Raw genomic sequence first — 17,000 nt, forward strand, 5'->3', positions numbered from 1 at the left:
AAACGTTCAATGAGGTGCATCTATGCCAGTCAAACATGATTTGCCATTGGATTTGGGCTTCTCCAAAGAGGCTCTCGACACGCTTAAAGGTCAAGACCCGCACTTGGCTGCGTTAATTGAGAAATACACAGTGGCTGACAAGCAGGTGGTAGAGGCCGAAGCGCCCAGTGCGCTGGGTGTGACTGATGAAGTGTTGCTGGCGCTCAAGGAGAAGCGGCTGAAAATCAAGGATGACATCGTAAGCCGTCTGGCCAGCCAGGCGGCCCGCTAATCCTTTGAAGGTGTTCTTGGCGGCCAATTTTTTGCACGCTGCAGATGTTTCTGTCTCTGTGCCGTAGTAGGGTTGGCGTGTTCAAGAACACCACTCCCAGGAAGCCGAAATGTCCAACATCATCAAAATCGTTGCTGTATTGCGCGCCAAGGCCGGTCAAGAAACGACCGTCAAACAAGCGCTGCTGGCGTGTGTGGAAGGCTCACGCAAAGAAGAGGGCTGCACGTTTTACGATCTGCATATTGACCGTACCGATCCGCAGCGCTTTGTGTTTATCGAAGGTTGGAAAGATCTGGCGGCCATCGAACACCACAAAACAACGCCGCACTATGTAGCGATGGCCAAGTTCGTTGCGGACAGGCTGGAGCATCGTGAGGTGCTGGAGCTGGATGAATTGAGTCTCTAACCCGTAAACGGCGGCCTCGAAAGGGCCGCCGTTTTTAGTGGGCCGCTTAAAAGCTCGCAGCGTCCAGTTCAAACAGTGATTCGCTGCCCGCGCGTATCGACTGTTCCAGACTGTCGATGCGTGGCAAAAGCCGCTTGAAATAGAACCTCGCCGTGGCCAGTTTCGCCGCATAGAACGCCGGATCTGCTTCAAGGGAACCTTGGGCAACATCCGCCATGCGCGCCCACAACCAGGCGTATGCCACATAGCCAAAGACCTGCAGGTACTCCACCGAGGCCGCGCCGATTTCATTGGGGTTGAGCTTGGCCTGCGCTTGCAGCCAGTCGCTCAAGTCTTCGAGCCGTTGCACCGCTTGTAACAGTTCGTGCTGGTAAGGCTTGCCCGGTTGCGCGGCAAACTCGCGGATCTGCGCGGTGAACAAACGCAGCGCTACGCCGCCATTGGCAATCACCTTACGGCCCAGCAAGTCCAGCGCCTGAATACCATTGGTGCCTTCGTAAATTTGCGCGATGCGGACATCGCGCACCAATTGCTCTTGCCCCCATTCACGAATGTAACCGTGGCCCCCGAACACTTGCTGGCCCAGTACGCAACTGTCGAGCCCGGTGTCAGTGAAAAAGGCCTTGGCCACCGGCGTCAGTAAAGCCACCAGCGCTGCGGCGTCCTGCTGCTCTTGCGCATCGGTTGAGTACTTGCTCAGGTCCAGTTGCTGGCCCACATAGCTGGCAAACGCACGGCCGCCTTCGGTCATGGCTTTCATGCTCAGCAGCATGCGCCGCACATCGGGGTGAACGATGATCGGGTCGGCCATTTTCTCGGGCGCTACTGCACCGGTCGGCGCCCGGCTTTGCAGGCGTTCGCGGGCGTAGGTACGGGCATTTTGGTATGACGTTTCGGCACAACCGATACCTTGAATACCGATGGACAGGCGCTCGTAGTTCATCATCGTGAACATGGCCGCCAGGCCCTTGTTGGCTTCGCCGATCAACCAGCCTTGGGCGCCGTCAAAGTTGATCACGCAGGTTGCGGACGCCTTGATGCCCATTTTGTGTTCGATAGAACCGCAGCTCACGGCATTGGCGTGAGCCAGCGTGCCGTCGGCATTGACCAGCACCTTGGGCACCAGGAACAGCGAAATGCCACGCGGTCCGTCCGGCGCGTCCGGCAGTTTGGCGAGGACCAGATGGACAATGTTCTCGGTCAGGTCCTGATCGCCACCCGTGATGAAAATCTTGCTGCCGCTGAGGCTGAAACTGCCGTCAGCCCTGGGTTCAGCACGGGTGCGGATAAGCCCCAGATCGGTGCCGGAATGGGCTTCGGTGAGGCACATCGAGCCTGCCCAGCGACCTTCATACATCGGCGGCAGGTACGTTTCTTTAAGCATCGTGCTGGCGTGAGCGTCAATGGCCAGGCAGGCGCCGGATGTCAGCGCCGAGTACAGGGCAAAACTGGAGTTGGCGGCGTAGAGCATTTCTTCAAATTGCACAGCAAGCATCTTGGGCATGCCCAGCCCGCCAAAGTCCGGGTTACCTGACAAGCCGACCCAGCCACCTTCTATATACGTGTCATAGGCCGCCTTGAACCCTTGCGGCGTGCTGACCTTGCCTGCGTGCCATTGCGCGCCTTCTTCGTCGCCACTGCGGTTGAGCGGGGCGATCAATTGGCTGGTGACTTTGGCCGCTTCTTGCAAAATTGCGTCAGCGGTGTCGGCATCAACGTGCTCGGCCAAGGTGGGCAGGCGCGCCCATAGCGCTGGCGCGTCAAAAACTTCGTGCAGCACAAAACGCATGTCACGCAGCGGGGCATTGAATTCAGGCATTACAAAACCTCGTCAAACATTTCAAAAGGAGGGTTACAAGGCTTTGGCCATGTCGCGCAGTACGTATTTTTGGACTTTGCCTGTAGAAGTCTTGGGCAGAAGGGTAAAGACCACGGTGCGCGGTACTTTGAACCCGGCCAGATGCTCGCGGCAAAAGCTGATGATGTCGGCTTCGCGCACCTGCTGGTGGTCGGCCTTCAGGGTGATGAATGCGCAAGGGGTTTCGCCCCATTTCTCATCGGGGCGCGCCACCACGGCCGCTTCCATGACCCCGGGATGGCGATACAAGACCCCTTCAACTTCAATGGTAGAGATGTTCTCGCCACCGGAAATGATGATGTCTTTAAGGCGGTCGCGGATTTCCACATAACCGTCCGGGTGGCACACGGCCAGGTCGCCGGTGTGGAACCAGCCGCCTTCAAAGGCTTCTGCGCTGGCGCTGGGGTTTTTCAGGTAACCCTTCATCACCGTGTTGCCGCGCATGAATATCTCGCCCATGGTTTCACCGTCACGCGGGGTCGGCTTCAGGGTTTTCGGGTCGGCCACCATCACGCCTTCCAGCGTGGGGTAGCGCACGCCCTGGCGAGATTTGATCTGGGCGCGTTCGGCCAGGGTGTGCTCGTCCCATTTGTCATGCCAGGCACAGATGGTCACCGGGCCATAGACCTCGGTCAGTCCGTAAACGTGAGTGACTTTGATGCCCATTTCTTCCACGGCCCCAATCACTTTGGCCGGGGGCGCCGCGCCTGCGACCATGGCGTTTACCGGGTGATCAATAGCTGCCTTGGCCGATTCCGGCATGTTCACCAGTGCATTGAGCACAATGGGGGCGCCGCACAGGTGGGTAACCTGGTGTTCACGAATCAGAGTCAGGATTTTTTGCGGGTCGACCCGGCGCAGGAACACATGCACCCCGGCCAGTGCGGTGATGATCCAGGGGTAGCACCAGCCGTTGCAGTGGAACATCGGCAGGGTCCACAGGTACACCGGGTGATTGCCAATGGCCCAGACCATCTGGTTGCCCAGGGAGTTGAGGTAAGCGCCCCGATGGTGATAGACCACACCCTTGGGGTTGCCGGTGGTGCCCGAGGTGTAGTTGAGCGCAATGGCTTGCCATTCATCTGCGGGCCATTGCCAGTCGTAGTCAGGATCGCCTTCGGCAAGTACCGCTTCGTAATCCAGCGCGCTGACCGGCTGGCCTTCACCGTACTCGGGGTCATCCACGTCGATGATCAATGGCGGATGATCAAGCATGGCCACTGCTGCGTGGATCACTTCATGGAATTCGCGGTCGGCAATCAGTACCTTGGCCTCGCCATGAGCCAGCATGAAGGCGATGGCCTCGGCGTCGAGGCGCACATTCAGGGCATTCAATACGGCGCCGACCATGGGCACGGCAAAATGCACTTCGAGCATGGTCGGGATATTGGGCAACATTACGGCGACGGTATCGTTCTTGCCAATCCCGCGCCCGGCCAGCGCGCAGGCCAAACGACGGCAACGGCTGTAGGTTTGCGCCCAAGTGCGGCGAATAGAACCGTGGATAACGGCGGGGTAGTCGGGGTAGACGCTGGCGGTGCGTTCGATAAAACTCAGAGGCGACAGGGCAATATGGTTGACGGCAGTAGGCTCAAGGCCCTGCTCAAAAATCGACATGATGGTCATTCCGGTGGCTGATTGTTAGCTCTAATGGCTGCCCGCTCTTATGCTGTCGAGGGGGGCAGTTTTATGTCCGGTCTGAGTTATAGCTCAGTTTGTATTTGATATGGAAGTAATACCTAAGCAATATAGTATTTGTTCTATATTGAATCGTGACTTAACCCGCGGATGCCCCATGCCTGTTTCACTGCTCACCCATGACCCGCAACCCTCAGTGATCCTTGACGCCGCTGGCACGCCGTTGACGGTAAACCCGGCACTGTCACGGCTGCTGGCTAGCACGCCACTGGCCGAGGTGCGCAAGTGGCTGCCGGGCAATATCGATGAGCTGGTACGCGCCTGTTTGCAACAAGGACGGGCGATTGAGCAGGTGCAGGCGGAGTTTGCCGAACACCTGTGGCTGTGGACACTGATACCGGTACCTGAAAGCCAATGTGTCGTGGCCCGTGGACGGGAGGCGAGTGCCGAACTGCTGGCCGGGCGTGAAGCCGCCAAGGCCCGGCGCCTGTACCGGCTGATTACCGAGAACACCACCGACCTTATCTCACGGCATACCCCGGACGGGCGTTTTCTCGATGCCTCGCCAGCGTCCTGGACGTTGCTTGGCTATTGGCCCGAGCAACTGCGCGGCAGCCGGGCACAGCGTTTGTTTCACCCCCATGATCTGGCCCAGGTGTTGCGCCAGGCCCGTGATGCACTTGAGCTCGATGGGTATCACACCATGACCTACCGGATTCGCCATCAAGCCGGGCATTACCTGTGGTTTGAAACCGCCAGCCGGGCAATTCGCGAAACCTATACCGGCGCGGTGGTTGAGGTGGTCAGCGTGTCGCGAGACATCACCGCGCGCATTCAGGCGGAAGAAAACAAGCGGCGCCTGGCAGAAGTGGTCGAGGTTAATCCTGACCCGGTGTTGTTTATTGATCCGGCGGGTGGGGTGTCTTATCTCAACCCGGCGGCCAAGCGAATTCTCGGTTTATCGTGTGGGAAAAGTGTTATTTCGCTGGCGGATTTTTTAAGCGCTGGCGATCTGGCGCAACTGCAGTCTGTGGGCTGGCGCAGTGCTGAAGAACACGGCTTGTGGAGCAGTGAAGCCCGCTTGCAGCCGTTGAATGGTGACCCCTCGGTGCCGGTGTCTTTATTGCTGCTGGCCCATCGCGCCACCTCGGGTGAACGGTTTTTCTCACTGGTGGCCCGTGACATGCGCGAGCGCGAACTGCGTGAAGCCCAGCAGCGTCATCATCAGGACGAACTGGCCCATACCGCCCGGCTGGTGACCCTGGGGGAGCTGGCGTCCGGTATTGCCCACGAAATCAATCAGCCGCTGGCCGCGGTGATGAATTATGCGAATGCCAGCCAGCGTTATCTGCAAAACCTGGCCACCAGCCCCGAGGCTGCAACCCGTGTCGCTCAAGGGTTGGAACGAATTACCCTGCATGCCGGCCATGCCTCGCAAGTGATCAAGCGTTTGCGCGGTTTTTTACGCAAGGGGCGGCGCACGTTACAAGCGCTGGACGTCAGTGAAGTGGTGCGCCAAGCAGTCAATCTATGCGCGTGGGAAGCCCGTGAGCGACAGGTGATGATTGAGCAAGAGTTGCCGGCCCTTCTGCCGTTGGTGTATGCCGACCGGGTGTTGCTGGAGCAGGTGTTGCTTAACCTGTTGCGCAATGCCATTGACGCCAATTGCGAGCAGCAGCCGGGGCGGCCTTCGCGTATCCGTATAAATGTGCAGGCCGCACGTGCTGGCGAGTTAAGCATTAGCGTCGAGGATCAGGGCCCAGGCGTCACAGCCGAACAATTTGAGCAACTGTTCACCCCGTTTTACACCAGCAAGGCCGAAGGGCTGGGGCTGGGTTTGTCGATGAGCCGCAGTATCATCGAGGGCTTGGGCGGTGAGCTTGATGCCGAGCCGCAACCCCACGGGCTGCGCATGTGCTGCCGCCTGCCACTGATGACCGTCACCCCACAACAAAAAGAGAGCAATTAAGCCATGACAACCCCGCAGCACCACGTGGTCTACGTCGTCGATGACGATCAGGGCATGCTCGATTCAACCGTCTGGTTATTGGAGTCGGTCGGCCTGAATGCAGTGCCCTTCACCAGTGGTCAGGCTTTTTTGCACGCCGTGGATCCGGCCCTTAGCACGTGTGTGATCCTGGATATCCGCATGCCCGCCATGGGTGGTCTGAATGTGCAGCAAGCGTTACAGGAACGCGGGTTAACCCTGCCGGTGATTTTTGTCAGTGGCCATGCCGATGTGCCTATTGTGGTTCGTGCGTTCAAGGCGGGCGCCCATGACTTTATCGAGAAACCCTACAACCAGCAGTTGCTGCTCGACAGTGTGCAACAGGCCTTGAGCGGCGGTAATGCGCGGCAAAGCGCCGGCCAGGAACTGACGGAGCTTGAAGCTCGCCTGCACAGCCTGACACCCCGTGAGCGCGATGTGTTGTTGCCGCTGGTCAAGGGCTACACCACCCGTGAAATTGCTGAGCAATTGGCGGTGAGTGCAAAAACCATCGACCTGTATCGTGCCCGCGTGATGAAGCGCATGCAGGCTGAGCACTTGCCGGATCTGGTGGGCATGGTGATAGCGGCGGGGCTGGTGGATCCGCTTAAATTGCGGGCAACGCTGTAAAGCTTGCCTTGCGATCTTTCAGAAGATCAAAAGATCGCGAGGCGAGCTCGCTCCTACAGATTTGCGGTGTCCGGGGTGTTGCGTTCGAGTACTGGATAGCCCAGCGCGGCGATGTGGTGGTGCACGCGGCGGTAGTCGCGCAGTACACGCTGGAAGATATCGCCTGATTCGGCCCAGGCGGTTTTGTCGTTTTGCAGTTTGCGAAAGTGCTCGCGGCTGGCGCGGGCTTCGAGCTGGCGCACGATTTCTTTGTGGCTCACCAGCCTGTTTGCCGCCGCTATGTCTTCGCGCAAGAAAGCGGTGATCGCCAGGTTTAGGCTGTCCAGCAAGGCCAAGTGCAGGCCCTGGATGTGCTGCATCTCAAAGGTCGAGAAATGTTCGCCACGGCGAGCCCGGCGAATCGCCAGTTGCGCCAGGTTGCTGAGGATGTCCCCCGCATGCTCCAGGTTGATCACGAACATCAGGATTTCCTGGGCACGATCGGCGTCATCGTCACTCAAGCCTTCCTGGCCTATGTCTGCCAGATAGGCTCGAATCGCCGCGCTTAACATATCCACGGAATGGTCAAGCTGGCGCACTTTGTCGAAAGCCGCTTGATCGGGCTTTTCGAACAGTTGCAGCACCTGATTGAGCATCAGCGACGCCATGTCCGCCAGTCGTAACGCTTCACGCACGGCATTGGAAAGCCCGATATTGGCCACTTCCAGCCCGGCTTCGTCCAGGTATTGCGGCATGCCCGGATCTGCCGGGCGCTCTTGTTGCGGGAACAGGCGACTCAGGCCGTTGGCCATTGGCTCAATCAGGCCAATACACAGCACCGCCAACGCCAGGTTGAACGCCGTATGCAGGTACACCACCAAGTGCGCAGGGCCGAGGTTGGTGTGGGCCAGTTGGTCGGCCAGCAATGGCAGCCACGGCAACAACAGCACGGTGCCCAGCAGACGAATCAGCAAGTTCCCCACGGGCAGACGACGTGCCACGGTTGAGCCGGCACTGAGTACCGAGGGCAACGCGCCGCCGACGTTGGCACCCAGCACCAAGGCCATGGCGGTGACCGGGGCCATCATTCCGGCACCGGCCAGGGAAGCGATCAACAGCACCACGGCCACGCTTGAATGGCACAGCCAGGTCAGTAACACCGCGGCCACGACGGCAATGATCAAGTCGCCATCCAGGCTTTGCATGACCGCGCGAAATACCGAGGTGGCCTCCATGTGGCTCAGGGTTGCACTGAGCAAACCCAAGGCCAGTAGCATCAGCCCCAACCCGATCAGCGCACAGCCGATGCTTTCGTAGCGTGAGTCGTCACGCAGGCGATACACGATAAAACCGGCCAGCAGCATGATCGGTGTAGCCAGCGACGTGTCGAAGCTCAGCAGTTGCACCACCAGGGTTGAGCCGATGTTGGCCCCGAGCATCACGGCCAATGCTGGCGCCAGGCTCAAGGTGCCGGCGGCGGTAAAAGAGGTGGCCATCATGCTCACGGCGGTGCTGCTTTGCAGCACGCCGGTAATGCCAATGCCGGACAGCAGTGCCATCCAGCGGTTATTCAGATTGCGCCCCATCCAGTTGCGCAGTTGGGTGCCGAAACCGCGCAGCAGCGCGGTAGAAATCATATGAGTGCCCCACAGCAGCAGTGCAATCGCACCGGCCAGGTTGAGCAAGAGAGTGGTTCCTGACATGAGGAATCTCCACAAAACAAATATTCAGGTTTACGCCATCTACACACACACGCGCGGCCGGGCTGACGCGAAACCGCGTCAGCCCGGCTTTTTACGTCAGTACCACTGTTTGAAACGGCGGATGTAAATAGTCTTCATCAGTTGTGCCACGCAGCAATAGCTGACCAGCGTCGCGACCAGCCATGGGAAGTACGCCAATGGCAGCGGCTCCAGGCCCACCAGGGTGCCCAGCGGCGAGAACGGTACGTAGATACCCAGTGCAATGACAATGACGGTCATCATCATCACCGGCCATGCGGCGTTGCTCTGGAAGAACGGGATCTTGCGGGTGCGCAACATATGCACCACCAGGGTTTGCGAGAGCAGCCCCTCGATGAACCAGCCGGACTGGAACAAGGTCTGCACGTCGACATTGTTGGCCTTGAACACATACCACATCAGGGCAAAGGTGGTGATGTCGAAGATCGACGAGGTTGGCCCGATCCAGATCATGAAGCGGCCAATGTTTTTGGCATCCCATTTACGCGGCTTTTGCAGGTATTCCTTGTCCATCCGGTCCCATGGCAGTGCCAGTTGGGAGATGTCGTACATCAGGTTTTGCAGCAGCAGGTGAATCGACAGCATGGGCAGGAACGGGATAAAGGCGCTGGCCACCAGTACCGAGAACACGTTGCCGAAGTTGGAGCTGGCGGTCATGTTCAGGTACTTCATGATGTTGCCGAAGGTTTCTCGACCTTTGAGCACGCCTTCTTCGAGCACCATCAGGCTCTTTTCCAGGAGGATGATGTCGGCCGATTCCTTGGCAATGTCGGTGCCGCTGTCCACGGAAATACCCACATCCGCATCACGCAACGCCGGGGCATCGTTGATGCCGTCACCGAGGAAGCCTACGGTGTGACCATTGGCCTGCAACGCCTTGAGCACCCGGGATTTCTGCAACGGTGTGAGCTTGGCAAAGACCGTGCGTTGCTCGACTTCGTGCTTGAGGGTGGCATCGTTCATGGCTTCGATTTCCGGCCCCAATAGCGGGGTTCCGGGCTCAAGGCCAACCTGACGGCAGATTTTGCTGGTGACAACCGCGTTATCGCCGGTCAGTACCTTCACCGCTACGCCAATGTCTTGCAGGGCGCGGATGGCCGGGCCTGCGGTTTCTTTTGGCGGATCAAGAAAAGTCAGGAAGCCGCGAATCACCAGGTCGCGCTCATCTTTGGTGGTGTACTGCTTCTGCGCGTTAGCCTTGGGGATGTCGCGGGTGGCCACCACCAGTACCCGGAAGCCGTCCTCGTTGTATTCAGTGGCCCGTGCCAGCAGTTCAGCGCGGCGCACGGGATCGAGTGCTACCCGGACACCGTTTTCCATCACATGGGTCGAAATGCCGAGCATCTCCTCGACAGCGCCTTTGCACACCAGCAGGTGATCGCCACGGTTGTCCTTGACCACAATCGACAGGCGACGACGCTCGAAGTCAAACGGCAGTTCATCGACCTTGCTGTAGGCGAAAGGCAGCTTGAACTTTGGATCGCGCTCGGAAAACTGCACCACCGCCTGATCCATCAGGTTGCGGATACCGCTTTGGTGATGGCTGTTGAGCCAGGCCAGCGCCAGTACCGATTCATCGCGTTGGCCGTCAGGGCCGACATGGTGCTCCAGAATGATGTGGTCTTGGGTCAGGGTGCCGGTTTTGTCGGTACACAGCACGTCCATCGAACCGAGGTTCTGGATGGCATTGAGGCGTTTAACCACGACTTTGCGCTTGGCCATGGCGGTGGCGCCTTTAGCCAGGTTGGCACTGACGATCATCGGCAGCATTTCTGGGGTCAGACCGACCGCCACCGCCAGGGCAAACAGGAAAGCATCGCCCCAATCGCCCTTGGAGAAGCCATTGAGGAAGAACACTACCGGCACCATCACCAGCATGAAGCGGATCAACAACCAACTGACGCTGTTAACCCCGCGATCGAATGCGGTTTGCGAACGGGAGCCGACAATCGCCTTGGCCAGAGAACCAAAGTAAGTCCGTGGGCCGGTCGCGACCACCACGGCACGTGCCGTACCGCTGACCACGTTGGTGCCCATAAAGCAGATGTTGGGCAGGTCCAGCAGGTTGCTTTGATCTGCCGCTGCGTTGGAGGCCGACTTTTGCGCGACATTGCCCAGGGTGTCGTATTTCTCTACGGGCAAGGCTTCACCAGTCAGCACCGCCTGACTGATAAACAGGTCGCGGGATTCGATCAGGCGTATGTCAGCGGGGATCATGTCGCCTGCGGACAGTTGCACGATGTCGCCGGCCACCAGTTCACGCATGGGGATTTCCAGCACTTTGGCGGGGGCGCCAACGCGCTCACGACGCAGTACTGTCGCAGTGGTGCGCACCATAGCTTTGAGGGCTTCGGCGGATTTGGCCGAGCGGTGCTCCTGCCAGAAGCGCAGAAAACTGCTCAGGCCCACCATCAAGGCAATGATGATGACTTTGGTCAGGTCGGTTTCTTCACCGTCACGCAAAGGCAGCCAGTAATCGGTGAAGAAGCTGATAACCCCCAAGGTCAGCAGTACATAAATGAAAGGGTTGTGCAGCGCCATCATGAACTGCACGACCGCGTGAGGCGGCTTGTCGTGAGCTACTTCGTTGTAGCCTTCATTTTCCAGGCGATCAGTTGCATCCAGCAGGGTCAGCCCATCCGTGGTGGCCCGGACATTGGCCAGGGTGGCGGCCAGGCCGTTTTGCGCTTCCCGTGCAGCGCGCATCGACAATTTGCTGTTTTCGCCTGCGTTGTTCTTGTCTCGAACGTTGCTGTTTTTTACCGCGCTCATGGTCATACTCCTGTCGCCAACGCTCGACAAAACATACCTTGGCTTACCGTATTAACGACGAGCCAAAGTATGCCGGGTCGCAGATATCGCGATCGGTTTTAATAAGTGTTTAAGTGCGCTTTAAAGTCCCGCTACAACAATTAACTTACTAGTTGCGCAGCGGGTGGCTACTGGCTTCTTCCATAGGGAACTCCAGTTATTCAACAGTGGTTTAAAACCTGTCAGTGTTCAGCGCCAGGCGCGACTCTGAGGCTCCTGAAGGTCGGCTATGCTCCAGCGCTGCTCCAGTTGACCTGTGGCAGGGCTGACGCGCCAATGCACCTGATGGTGCGCAGGTTTTGCGCCGAAAACGGGGGATGAGAAGGGCGTGCGAGCGGAGCGCGCAGTGCCTGGCTCACGGGCCAATTTAACCCGCATGCTTGAGGTAAAGGCGCGAACGCCAGGTAGAACAAAGGCTTTAAAGGTCATAACACACCTCGTAACCGGACGGCTGCCGGGGAGGTCGTTACGTTGGAGCGTCAAGCTCTAGCGCAGTTGACCTCGCCCAGCAGGCGAGTCCCGTCAATGTCTGGATTGGGTGCCCGGTCAGGCGTTTTCACGCAGGCCGGGCAGCGACTAGATACTGTGTCCATTAGCTTCTTTTGTGAGTGAGTAAAGTGCCGACTGAGTCGGCCCATGCAATCTACTGAGACGGGTATATCAAGTCAACGTTAAACACCAGCAAGTGCGGGCGGTACAGGGAGTGTTCAGCAACTTGAAAAAGTGCAATGAACGTCAAGTTTCAATAAGGCACTTATATGACAGTTACAAATTAATAACACATCACCTATACCGTGTAGGAGTGAGCTCGCCTCGCGATCTTTAGATCTTGATGATTAAAGATCGCAGACCATCGCCTTCAGCGAGTCAATCTGCGGCTATAAGTGCGCGTCGGATCTATAGGTTTGGGTTATATTACGGCGTGTTTCAATCCGTACCGAGAGTGGTTGTGTCGATTAAAGACCCCGCAGCATTACAGCTTCTTCAAGCGCCTGTAACGCTTTACCTGCAACAGTTGGCAGCGTCCAGCCGCCAGACCATGCGCTATGTGCTGCAGGACGCGGCTGATCGTTTGGGTGTCGATGATGTCGCGATTGAGGAATTCCCCTGGCATCAACTGCAGCCGGGGCATATCACGGCCCTGGTGGCCGCGCTACGTACCGATGGTTATGCGCCCAATACGTCGTCTTTGTATGTGAATGCGATTCGCGGCGTGATGAATCAGGCCTGGCAGCAGAGCCTGATCACTCAGGATCAACTCCTCAAAATTCGCGCAGTGAAGGCGGGCGGTGGTTCGCGCCTGACCAAGGGCCGTAACCTGCGCCGCACGTTGATCCGCGAGCTGATGGATGTCTGCGCTGCGGACCCGCGCCCACAGGGGCTGAGGGATGCAGCAATCATTGCGATTTTGTATGGCTCGGGCATGCGTAAATCCGAGTCTGTGAACATGGATTTGCGTCAGGTCAACATGGCCGAGCGCAGCTTGCAGGTCTTGGGCAAAGGCAACAAAGAGCTGATCAAGTTCGCCCCGGCCTGGGCCTTCGAAAAGCTCCAGGTCTGGCTCAATTTTCGCCGCGAGCAACTGCCGGAAGGCGTCAGCGACGACACGTTTTTGTTCAACCGGATTCGCCGTGGCAACCACATCACCCGTGAACGCATCACCAAACATGCGATTTACTACATCGCCAAACAGCGCGGTAAACAAGTGGGCGTGGACATCATGCCCCATGACTTTCGGCGTTCGTTCATTACGCGGGTGATTGAGGAATATGACGTCTCGATCGCTCAGAAACTCGCCCACCACGCCAACATTGCCACTACCGTCAGCTATGACATGCGCGATGACAACGAGCGACGCAATGCCACTGATCGTTTTTCGCTGTAATGCGCACCAGCCGCCGAAGCATTTTGAAAAATTAATGAACCCTCACGCCTACAGCCCGCCTAAAGTTTTACAACTAGCGAGGTGATGTATGGAAATTCCTACGTTTTGGGCTGTGATAGCCGTCATTCTGCTACTACTGGAGCTATGGACCATTCGCGGGGTGCTGAGAAGCAATGCACCGGTGAACAGCCGGTGCATGTGGGTGGCCGTGGTGATCTTTGTGCCGCTGTTCGGCATGTTGGCGTGGTTGCTGGTGGGCGCCAAAAAACACGCCCACCCCAAGGCCTAAGTGTTGGTTTTGAGCTTGGTCCACAGCCGCGTGCTGAGGCGGGCTATCGAGGCGGGCAGGTCTTCTACGGTGAACAGTTTGTCGACGACTTCCTTGGGCGGGTAAATCGCCGGATCCTGTTTCACGTCGGGTGCCAGGTAGCTGTCCGCCGCAAGGTTTGGGTTGGCGTAGTGGATCTGGTTGCTGATGTTGGCGATCACCTGCGGGGCCAACAAGTAGTTCATGTAGGCGTAGCCATTGCTCGCATGGGGCGCATTCTTGGGCATGACCACCATGTCTAGCCACAGCGTGGAGCCTTCGTCAGGAATTGAGTAGGCAATGTTGACGCCGTTCCCCGCTTCCTTGGCGCTTGCCGCCGCCTGTACCACGTCGCCGTTAAAACCGATGACCGCACAAATGTTGCCGTTGGCCAAGTCGCTGATGTACTTGGAGGCATGAAAGTACTGAACATACGGCCGGATTTTTAGCAGGGCCTGCTCGGCTTGCTTGTAATCGGCCGGTTCGTGGCTGTGGTGTGGCAAGCCGAGGTAGTTAAGGGTGATTGGAAGGATCTGTGTGGGGTTATCGATGATCGCGACCCCGCACTGGCTAAGCTTTTTGATGTTGTTCTCATCAAAAAACATGCTCCAGGAGTGAGTAACGTCGGTGGTGCCAAAAATGGCTTTGATCTTGTCGACGTTGTAACCAATACCCGCGGTCCCCCACATGTACGGAAAACCGTAAAGATTGCCCGGGTCATTGACCTCGAGCTTTTTCATCAACACCGGGTCCAGGTTTTTCCAGTTGGGCAACTGGCTGCGATCCAGTTTTTGAATGGCTCCGGCCTTTATCAGCCGTGACATAAAGTGGTTTGAAGGGCTGACCACGTCATAGCCGGTGTTCCCGGTCATTAACTTGGATTCCAGTACTTCGTTGCTGTCGTGCAGGTCGTATGTGGGCTTGATCCCGGTTTGTTGAGTGAAGGTGGTCAAGGTGTCGTCGGCGATATAGCCGTTCCAGTTGGAAATATTGACACTTTCGTCTGCGTAACTGGCCGCAGAAACTGAACAGAGGAGTGCAAGGGACACTGCGTGGATGTGCATGTTCGATCACCGAATCGTAGGTTTTTGTTCTTTTATGGGTCGTGACGTCTTAGATTTCTGTTCGGGCCCGCACGGCCTCCAGGCGCATGCGCACCTTCGCGCCAAGGTCGAAAAACGGTCGGGGAGGGAGCCAGCCCGGCTGGGCCCGGTGCATGACTGAATGCAACAGCTCAGAGCTGGCACCGCTGGCCAGTTCTGCCAGCAAGCGGCCCCACAACGTGCCCCGCGCAACACCAGAGCCGTTGCAACCGGCGACTGCATAAATCCCTTCCTGAACCTTGGCGAAGTAAGGTTGGCCACTGCGTGAAGCACTGAGGTGGCCGGTCCAGGTGTACTGAATATCCTGCTCGGATAACCCGGGAAAACGCCGTTGTAAGCCCAGCGCATGGTGCTTGCGCCGCAGCAAGAGGTTGCTCTCGGTCAAATCTTTAGTCCGATATTCCGCCGTGTTACGGATCATGACCCGGCGGTCCGGGGTCAGCCGTACCGTCGCACCCAGCGGCCTGGTGGAGAGCACACCCCAAGGGGCTGCGCTGCCAATAGCGGCAAATTCTTGATCGGTGAGCGGGCGTGTCAGGCTCGCGCTGAGTTCCATGGCAAAGGTGCTGCTGGTCTCAATCCCGGCACGGGGGATAAAGGCATTCAGACACACCAGTACTTGCCGGGCGGTCACATTGCCACTAGGGCCGTTGGCGCGGATCTGACCGTCACTGAGGCGTTCAAGGCCGCTGATTTCAGTGTTTTCGTACAGGGTGACCGACTCAGGCAGCGCATCCAGCAAGCCTTTTACGTACTTGGCCGGTTGCAGCAAGGCATTGCCATTACCGCACCAGATCGCCGCTTGATAGTGCTCAGTGCCCAACGTTTTGGCCAGTTGCGGGCCTTGTAGAAACTGCGCTGAGGCGCCCACGGCGTTGAGGGTTTGCAGCCTGGCTTCGACCCTGCACAGCTTGCCCGGGTCGCTGACCGCGAAGTAGTAACCTGAGTCGCGGTATTCGCAATCGATCTGGTGTCGGGCAATACGCGTGCGTACCTCCTGGCTGGCAGCCAGGCCGATCAAGGTGTCAGCCTGGTAGTCGGCAAAGCCGTTATGTCCAAGCAGTTCATTATCAGCAGGGTTCTCATGGGCCACAGCAAACCCTGAGTTGCGTGCCGAGGCACCTTGCGCGGCGCGCTGGCGATCGACAATCACGATTCGCGCCTGCGGGTGCAGTTCGGCCAGTGAGTGCGCCGCGCTAAGCCCGGTGATGCCCGCCCCGATAATCAGCCAGTCGGCCTTTTGCGCGCCCCTAAGGGGAGCATGGCCGGGCGACGGTTCGGTGAGGGCAATCCAGCCACATTGATTCATCAAACAACACCTCGTCTATCGTTGGCTGCGCCGCTTAATTGATTCTTAAATTTCATGCTTGGGATCAGTCGGCGCTGCGTGTCGCTGGAATTTATGACGATCACGGTGATATAACCAACGCTATTAATTCATTGATCAATGCAGAAAACGCATGGATACGATTCGCCACGTTCCTTCGCTCCAGGCCATGCAGGCCCTGATAGAAGTCGCTGATTCAGGCAGCTTTACCCAAGCGGCGCAAAAGCTCTGTTTGACCCAAAGCGCTGTGAGTCGAAAAATCCAGCAATTGGAGGAGTATTTCGCGGTTGCGTTGTTTGCGAGAAACAGCCGCAACGTGCGTTTAACGGCAGAGGGCGAGCAGGTGCTGGCCACAGCGCGTGCTATTTTCGAGCAGTTGCGCAGCCTTGAAGACCGGCTCTCACCACAAACGCGCCCATTCAGGATTCGCATGCATGTATCGTTGGCCGTGCGTTGGCTGCTACCAAAACTCAGCGACTTTTACCTGCGTTATCCCGATATTTCGCTGTCAATTGAGACCGTAGCCACCGAAATCGTCGAGCCTGCCAGCGACAGCGATGCCTACATCCTTTATTTGCCCGAGCCCTCCAGTGACCCAACCTGTCTGCCTCTGTTTGATGAAGCGTTAGTACCGGTCTGTGCGCCGGGGCTGGGCGTACTGGAGTCCATGGATGACCTGGTGCGCTTCGCGCTGCTGCACCGCTCGGCAGATAAACAGGCGTGGATTGCCTGGTTGGCGGCCAATCAGGGGCAACCCCTCGAGGCTTACCGACATATTCCGTTCAACCTGGACGAGTTGGCACTTGATGCAGCAGCACGAGGATTGGGCGTGGCTGTCACGGACATGACGTTGGCCGAAGAGTCCATTCAGCGCGGGCTGTTGGTGATTCCGTTTGGCCAGCCACTGAAAACTGGTGGGAATTATTCGCTGTGTTTGCAGCCCTCGGCCAGTGCACACCCCGCGTGTACAAAGGTCTTGCAGTGGTTCGCGCAACAAGCAGAGGCCAACCAGAAGTAAGATTTTGTAATAACTATACGCATGGGTAAAACCGGGAG

At 57.8% G+C, this 17,000-nt stretch carries 13 protein-coding genes; 7 read left to right on the top strand and 6 right to left on the bottom strand.

Features of this window, described 5'->3' with window-relative positions:
• Window positions 1-22 precede the first annotated feature (22 nt).
• Both QMX84_RS00340 and QMX84_RS00345 read left to right on the top strand, forming a co-directional pair.
• On the top strand, window positions 23-271 hold the full coding sequence (locus QMX84_RS00340) for a DUF465 domain-containing protein (RefSeq protein WP_048371676.1): 249 nt from the start codon (window positions 23-25) through the stop codon (window positions 269-271).
• A gap of 109 nt (window positions 272-380) precedes the next feature.
• Entirely contained in the window at window positions 381-677 is a 297-nt protein-coding gene (locus QMX84_RS00345) for a putative quinol monooxygenase (RefSeq protein WP_282362795.1), read from the top strand.
• Window positions 678-723: 46 nt separating this feature from the next.
• Here the strand turns inward: QMX84_RS00345 and QMX84_RS00350 are convergent, their stop codons facing one another.
• The gene (locus QMX84_RS00350; RefSeq protein ID WP_282362796.1) at window positions 724-2,496 is read right to left on the bottom strand and encodes an acyl-CoA dehydrogenase C-terminal domain-containing protein; all 1,773 of its coding nucleotides are present in this window, start codon (window positions 2,494-2,496) and stop codon (window positions 724-726) included.
• 33 nt (window positions 2,497-2,529) lie between these two features.
• Window positions 2,530-4,152: an acyl-CoA synthetase gene (locus QMX84_RS00355; RefSeq protein ID WP_282362797.1), complete on the bottom strand. Its 1,623-nt coding sequence runs from the start codon at window positions 4,150-4,152 to the stop codon at window positions 2,530-2,532.
• A gap of 178 nt (window positions 4,153-4,330) precedes the next feature.
• Here QMX84_RS00355 and QMX84_RS00360 point away from each other — a divergent pair, with 178 nt between their 5' ends.
• Window positions 4,331-6,142 carry a PAS domain S-box protein gene (locus QMX84_RS00360; protein ID WP_282362798.1) on the top strand — a complete coding sequence of 604 codons (1,812 nt, stop codon included), beginning with the start codon at window positions 4,331-4,333 and terminating at the stop codon, window positions 6,140-6,142.
• A gap of 3 nt (window positions 6,143-6,145) precedes the next feature.
• Entirely contained in the window at window positions 6,146-6,790 is a 645-nt protein-coding gene (locus QMX84_RS00365; RefSeq protein WP_282362799.1) for a response regulator, read from the top strand.
• Window positions 6,791-6,843: 53 nt separating this feature from the next.
• On the opposite strand, the gene QMX84_RS00370 is transcribed toward QMX84_RS00365, so the two are convergent.
• Window positions 6,844-8,472 carry a Na/Pi cotransporter family protein gene (locus QMX84_RS00370; RefSeq protein WP_282362800.1) on the bottom strand — a complete coding sequence of 543 codons (1,629 nt, stop codon included), beginning with the start codon at window positions 8,470-8,472 and terminating at the stop codon, window positions 6,844-6,846.
• A 96-nt stretch (window positions 8,473-8,568) separates the two neighbouring features.
• Window positions 8,569-11,283, bottom strand: a complete 2,715-nt coding sequence (mgtA, locus tag QMX84_RS00375) for a magnesium-translocating P-type ATPase (RefSeq protein ID WP_282362801.1) — start codon at window positions 11,281-11,283, stop codon at window positions 8,569-8,571.
• 1,078 nt (window positions 11,284-12,361) lie between these two features.
• Between mgtA and QMX84_RS00380 the strand changes: the two genes are divergently transcribed.
• Window positions 12,362-13,207, top strand: a complete 846-nt coding sequence (locus tag QMX84_RS00380; protein ID WP_282362877.1) for a tyrosine-type recombinase/integrase — start codon at window positions 12,362-12,364, stop codon at window positions 13,205-13,207.
• An 88-nt stretch (window positions 13,208-13,295) separates the two neighbouring features.
• Window positions 13,296-13,496 (top strand): PLDc N-terminal domain-containing protein, encoded by a 201-nt coding sequence (locus QMX84_RS00385; RefSeq protein ID WP_153332401.1) that lies wholly within the window; start codon window positions 13,296-13,298, stop codon window positions 13,494-13,496.
• On the opposite strand, the gene QMX84_RS00390 is transcribed toward QMX84_RS00385, so the two are convergent.
• Both QMX84_RS00390 and QMX84_RS00395 read right to left on the bottom strand, forming a co-directional pair.
• The gene (locus tag QMX84_RS00390; RefSeq protein ID WP_282362802.1) at window positions 13,493-14,578 is read right to left on the bottom strand and encodes a polyamine ABC transporter substrate-binding protein; all 1,086 of its coding nucleotides are present in this window, start codon (window positions 14,576-14,578) and stop codon (window positions 13,493-13,495) included. The two genes, QMX84_RS00385 and QMX84_RS00390, sit on opposite strands and share 4 nt — an antisense overlap.
• 49 nt (window positions 14,579-14,627) lie before the next feature.
• Window positions 14,628-15,929: an FAD-binding oxidoreductase gene (locus tag QMX84_RS00395; RefSeq protein ID WP_282362803.1), complete on the bottom strand. Its 1,302-nt coding sequence runs from the start codon at window positions 15,927-15,929 to the stop codon at window positions 14,628-14,630.
• 148 nt (window positions 15,930-16,077) lie between these two features.
• On the opposite strand from QMX84_RS00395, the gene QMX84_RS00400 reads away from it, so the two are divergent.
• A complete protein-coding gene (locus QMX84_RS00400; protein ID WP_282362804.1) occupies window positions 16,078-16,962 on the top strand; it encodes a LysR substrate-binding domain-containing protein in 885 nt (294 codons plus the stop codon).
• Window positions 16,963-17,000: the final 38 nt, after the last annotated feature.

The sequence above is a fragment of the Pseudomonas sp. PS01297 genome, assembly GCF_029959305.1.
Classification (GTDB): Bacteria; Pseudomonadota; Gammaproteobacteria; order Pseudomonadales; family Pseudomonadaceae; genus Aquipseudomonas; species Aquipseudomonas helleri.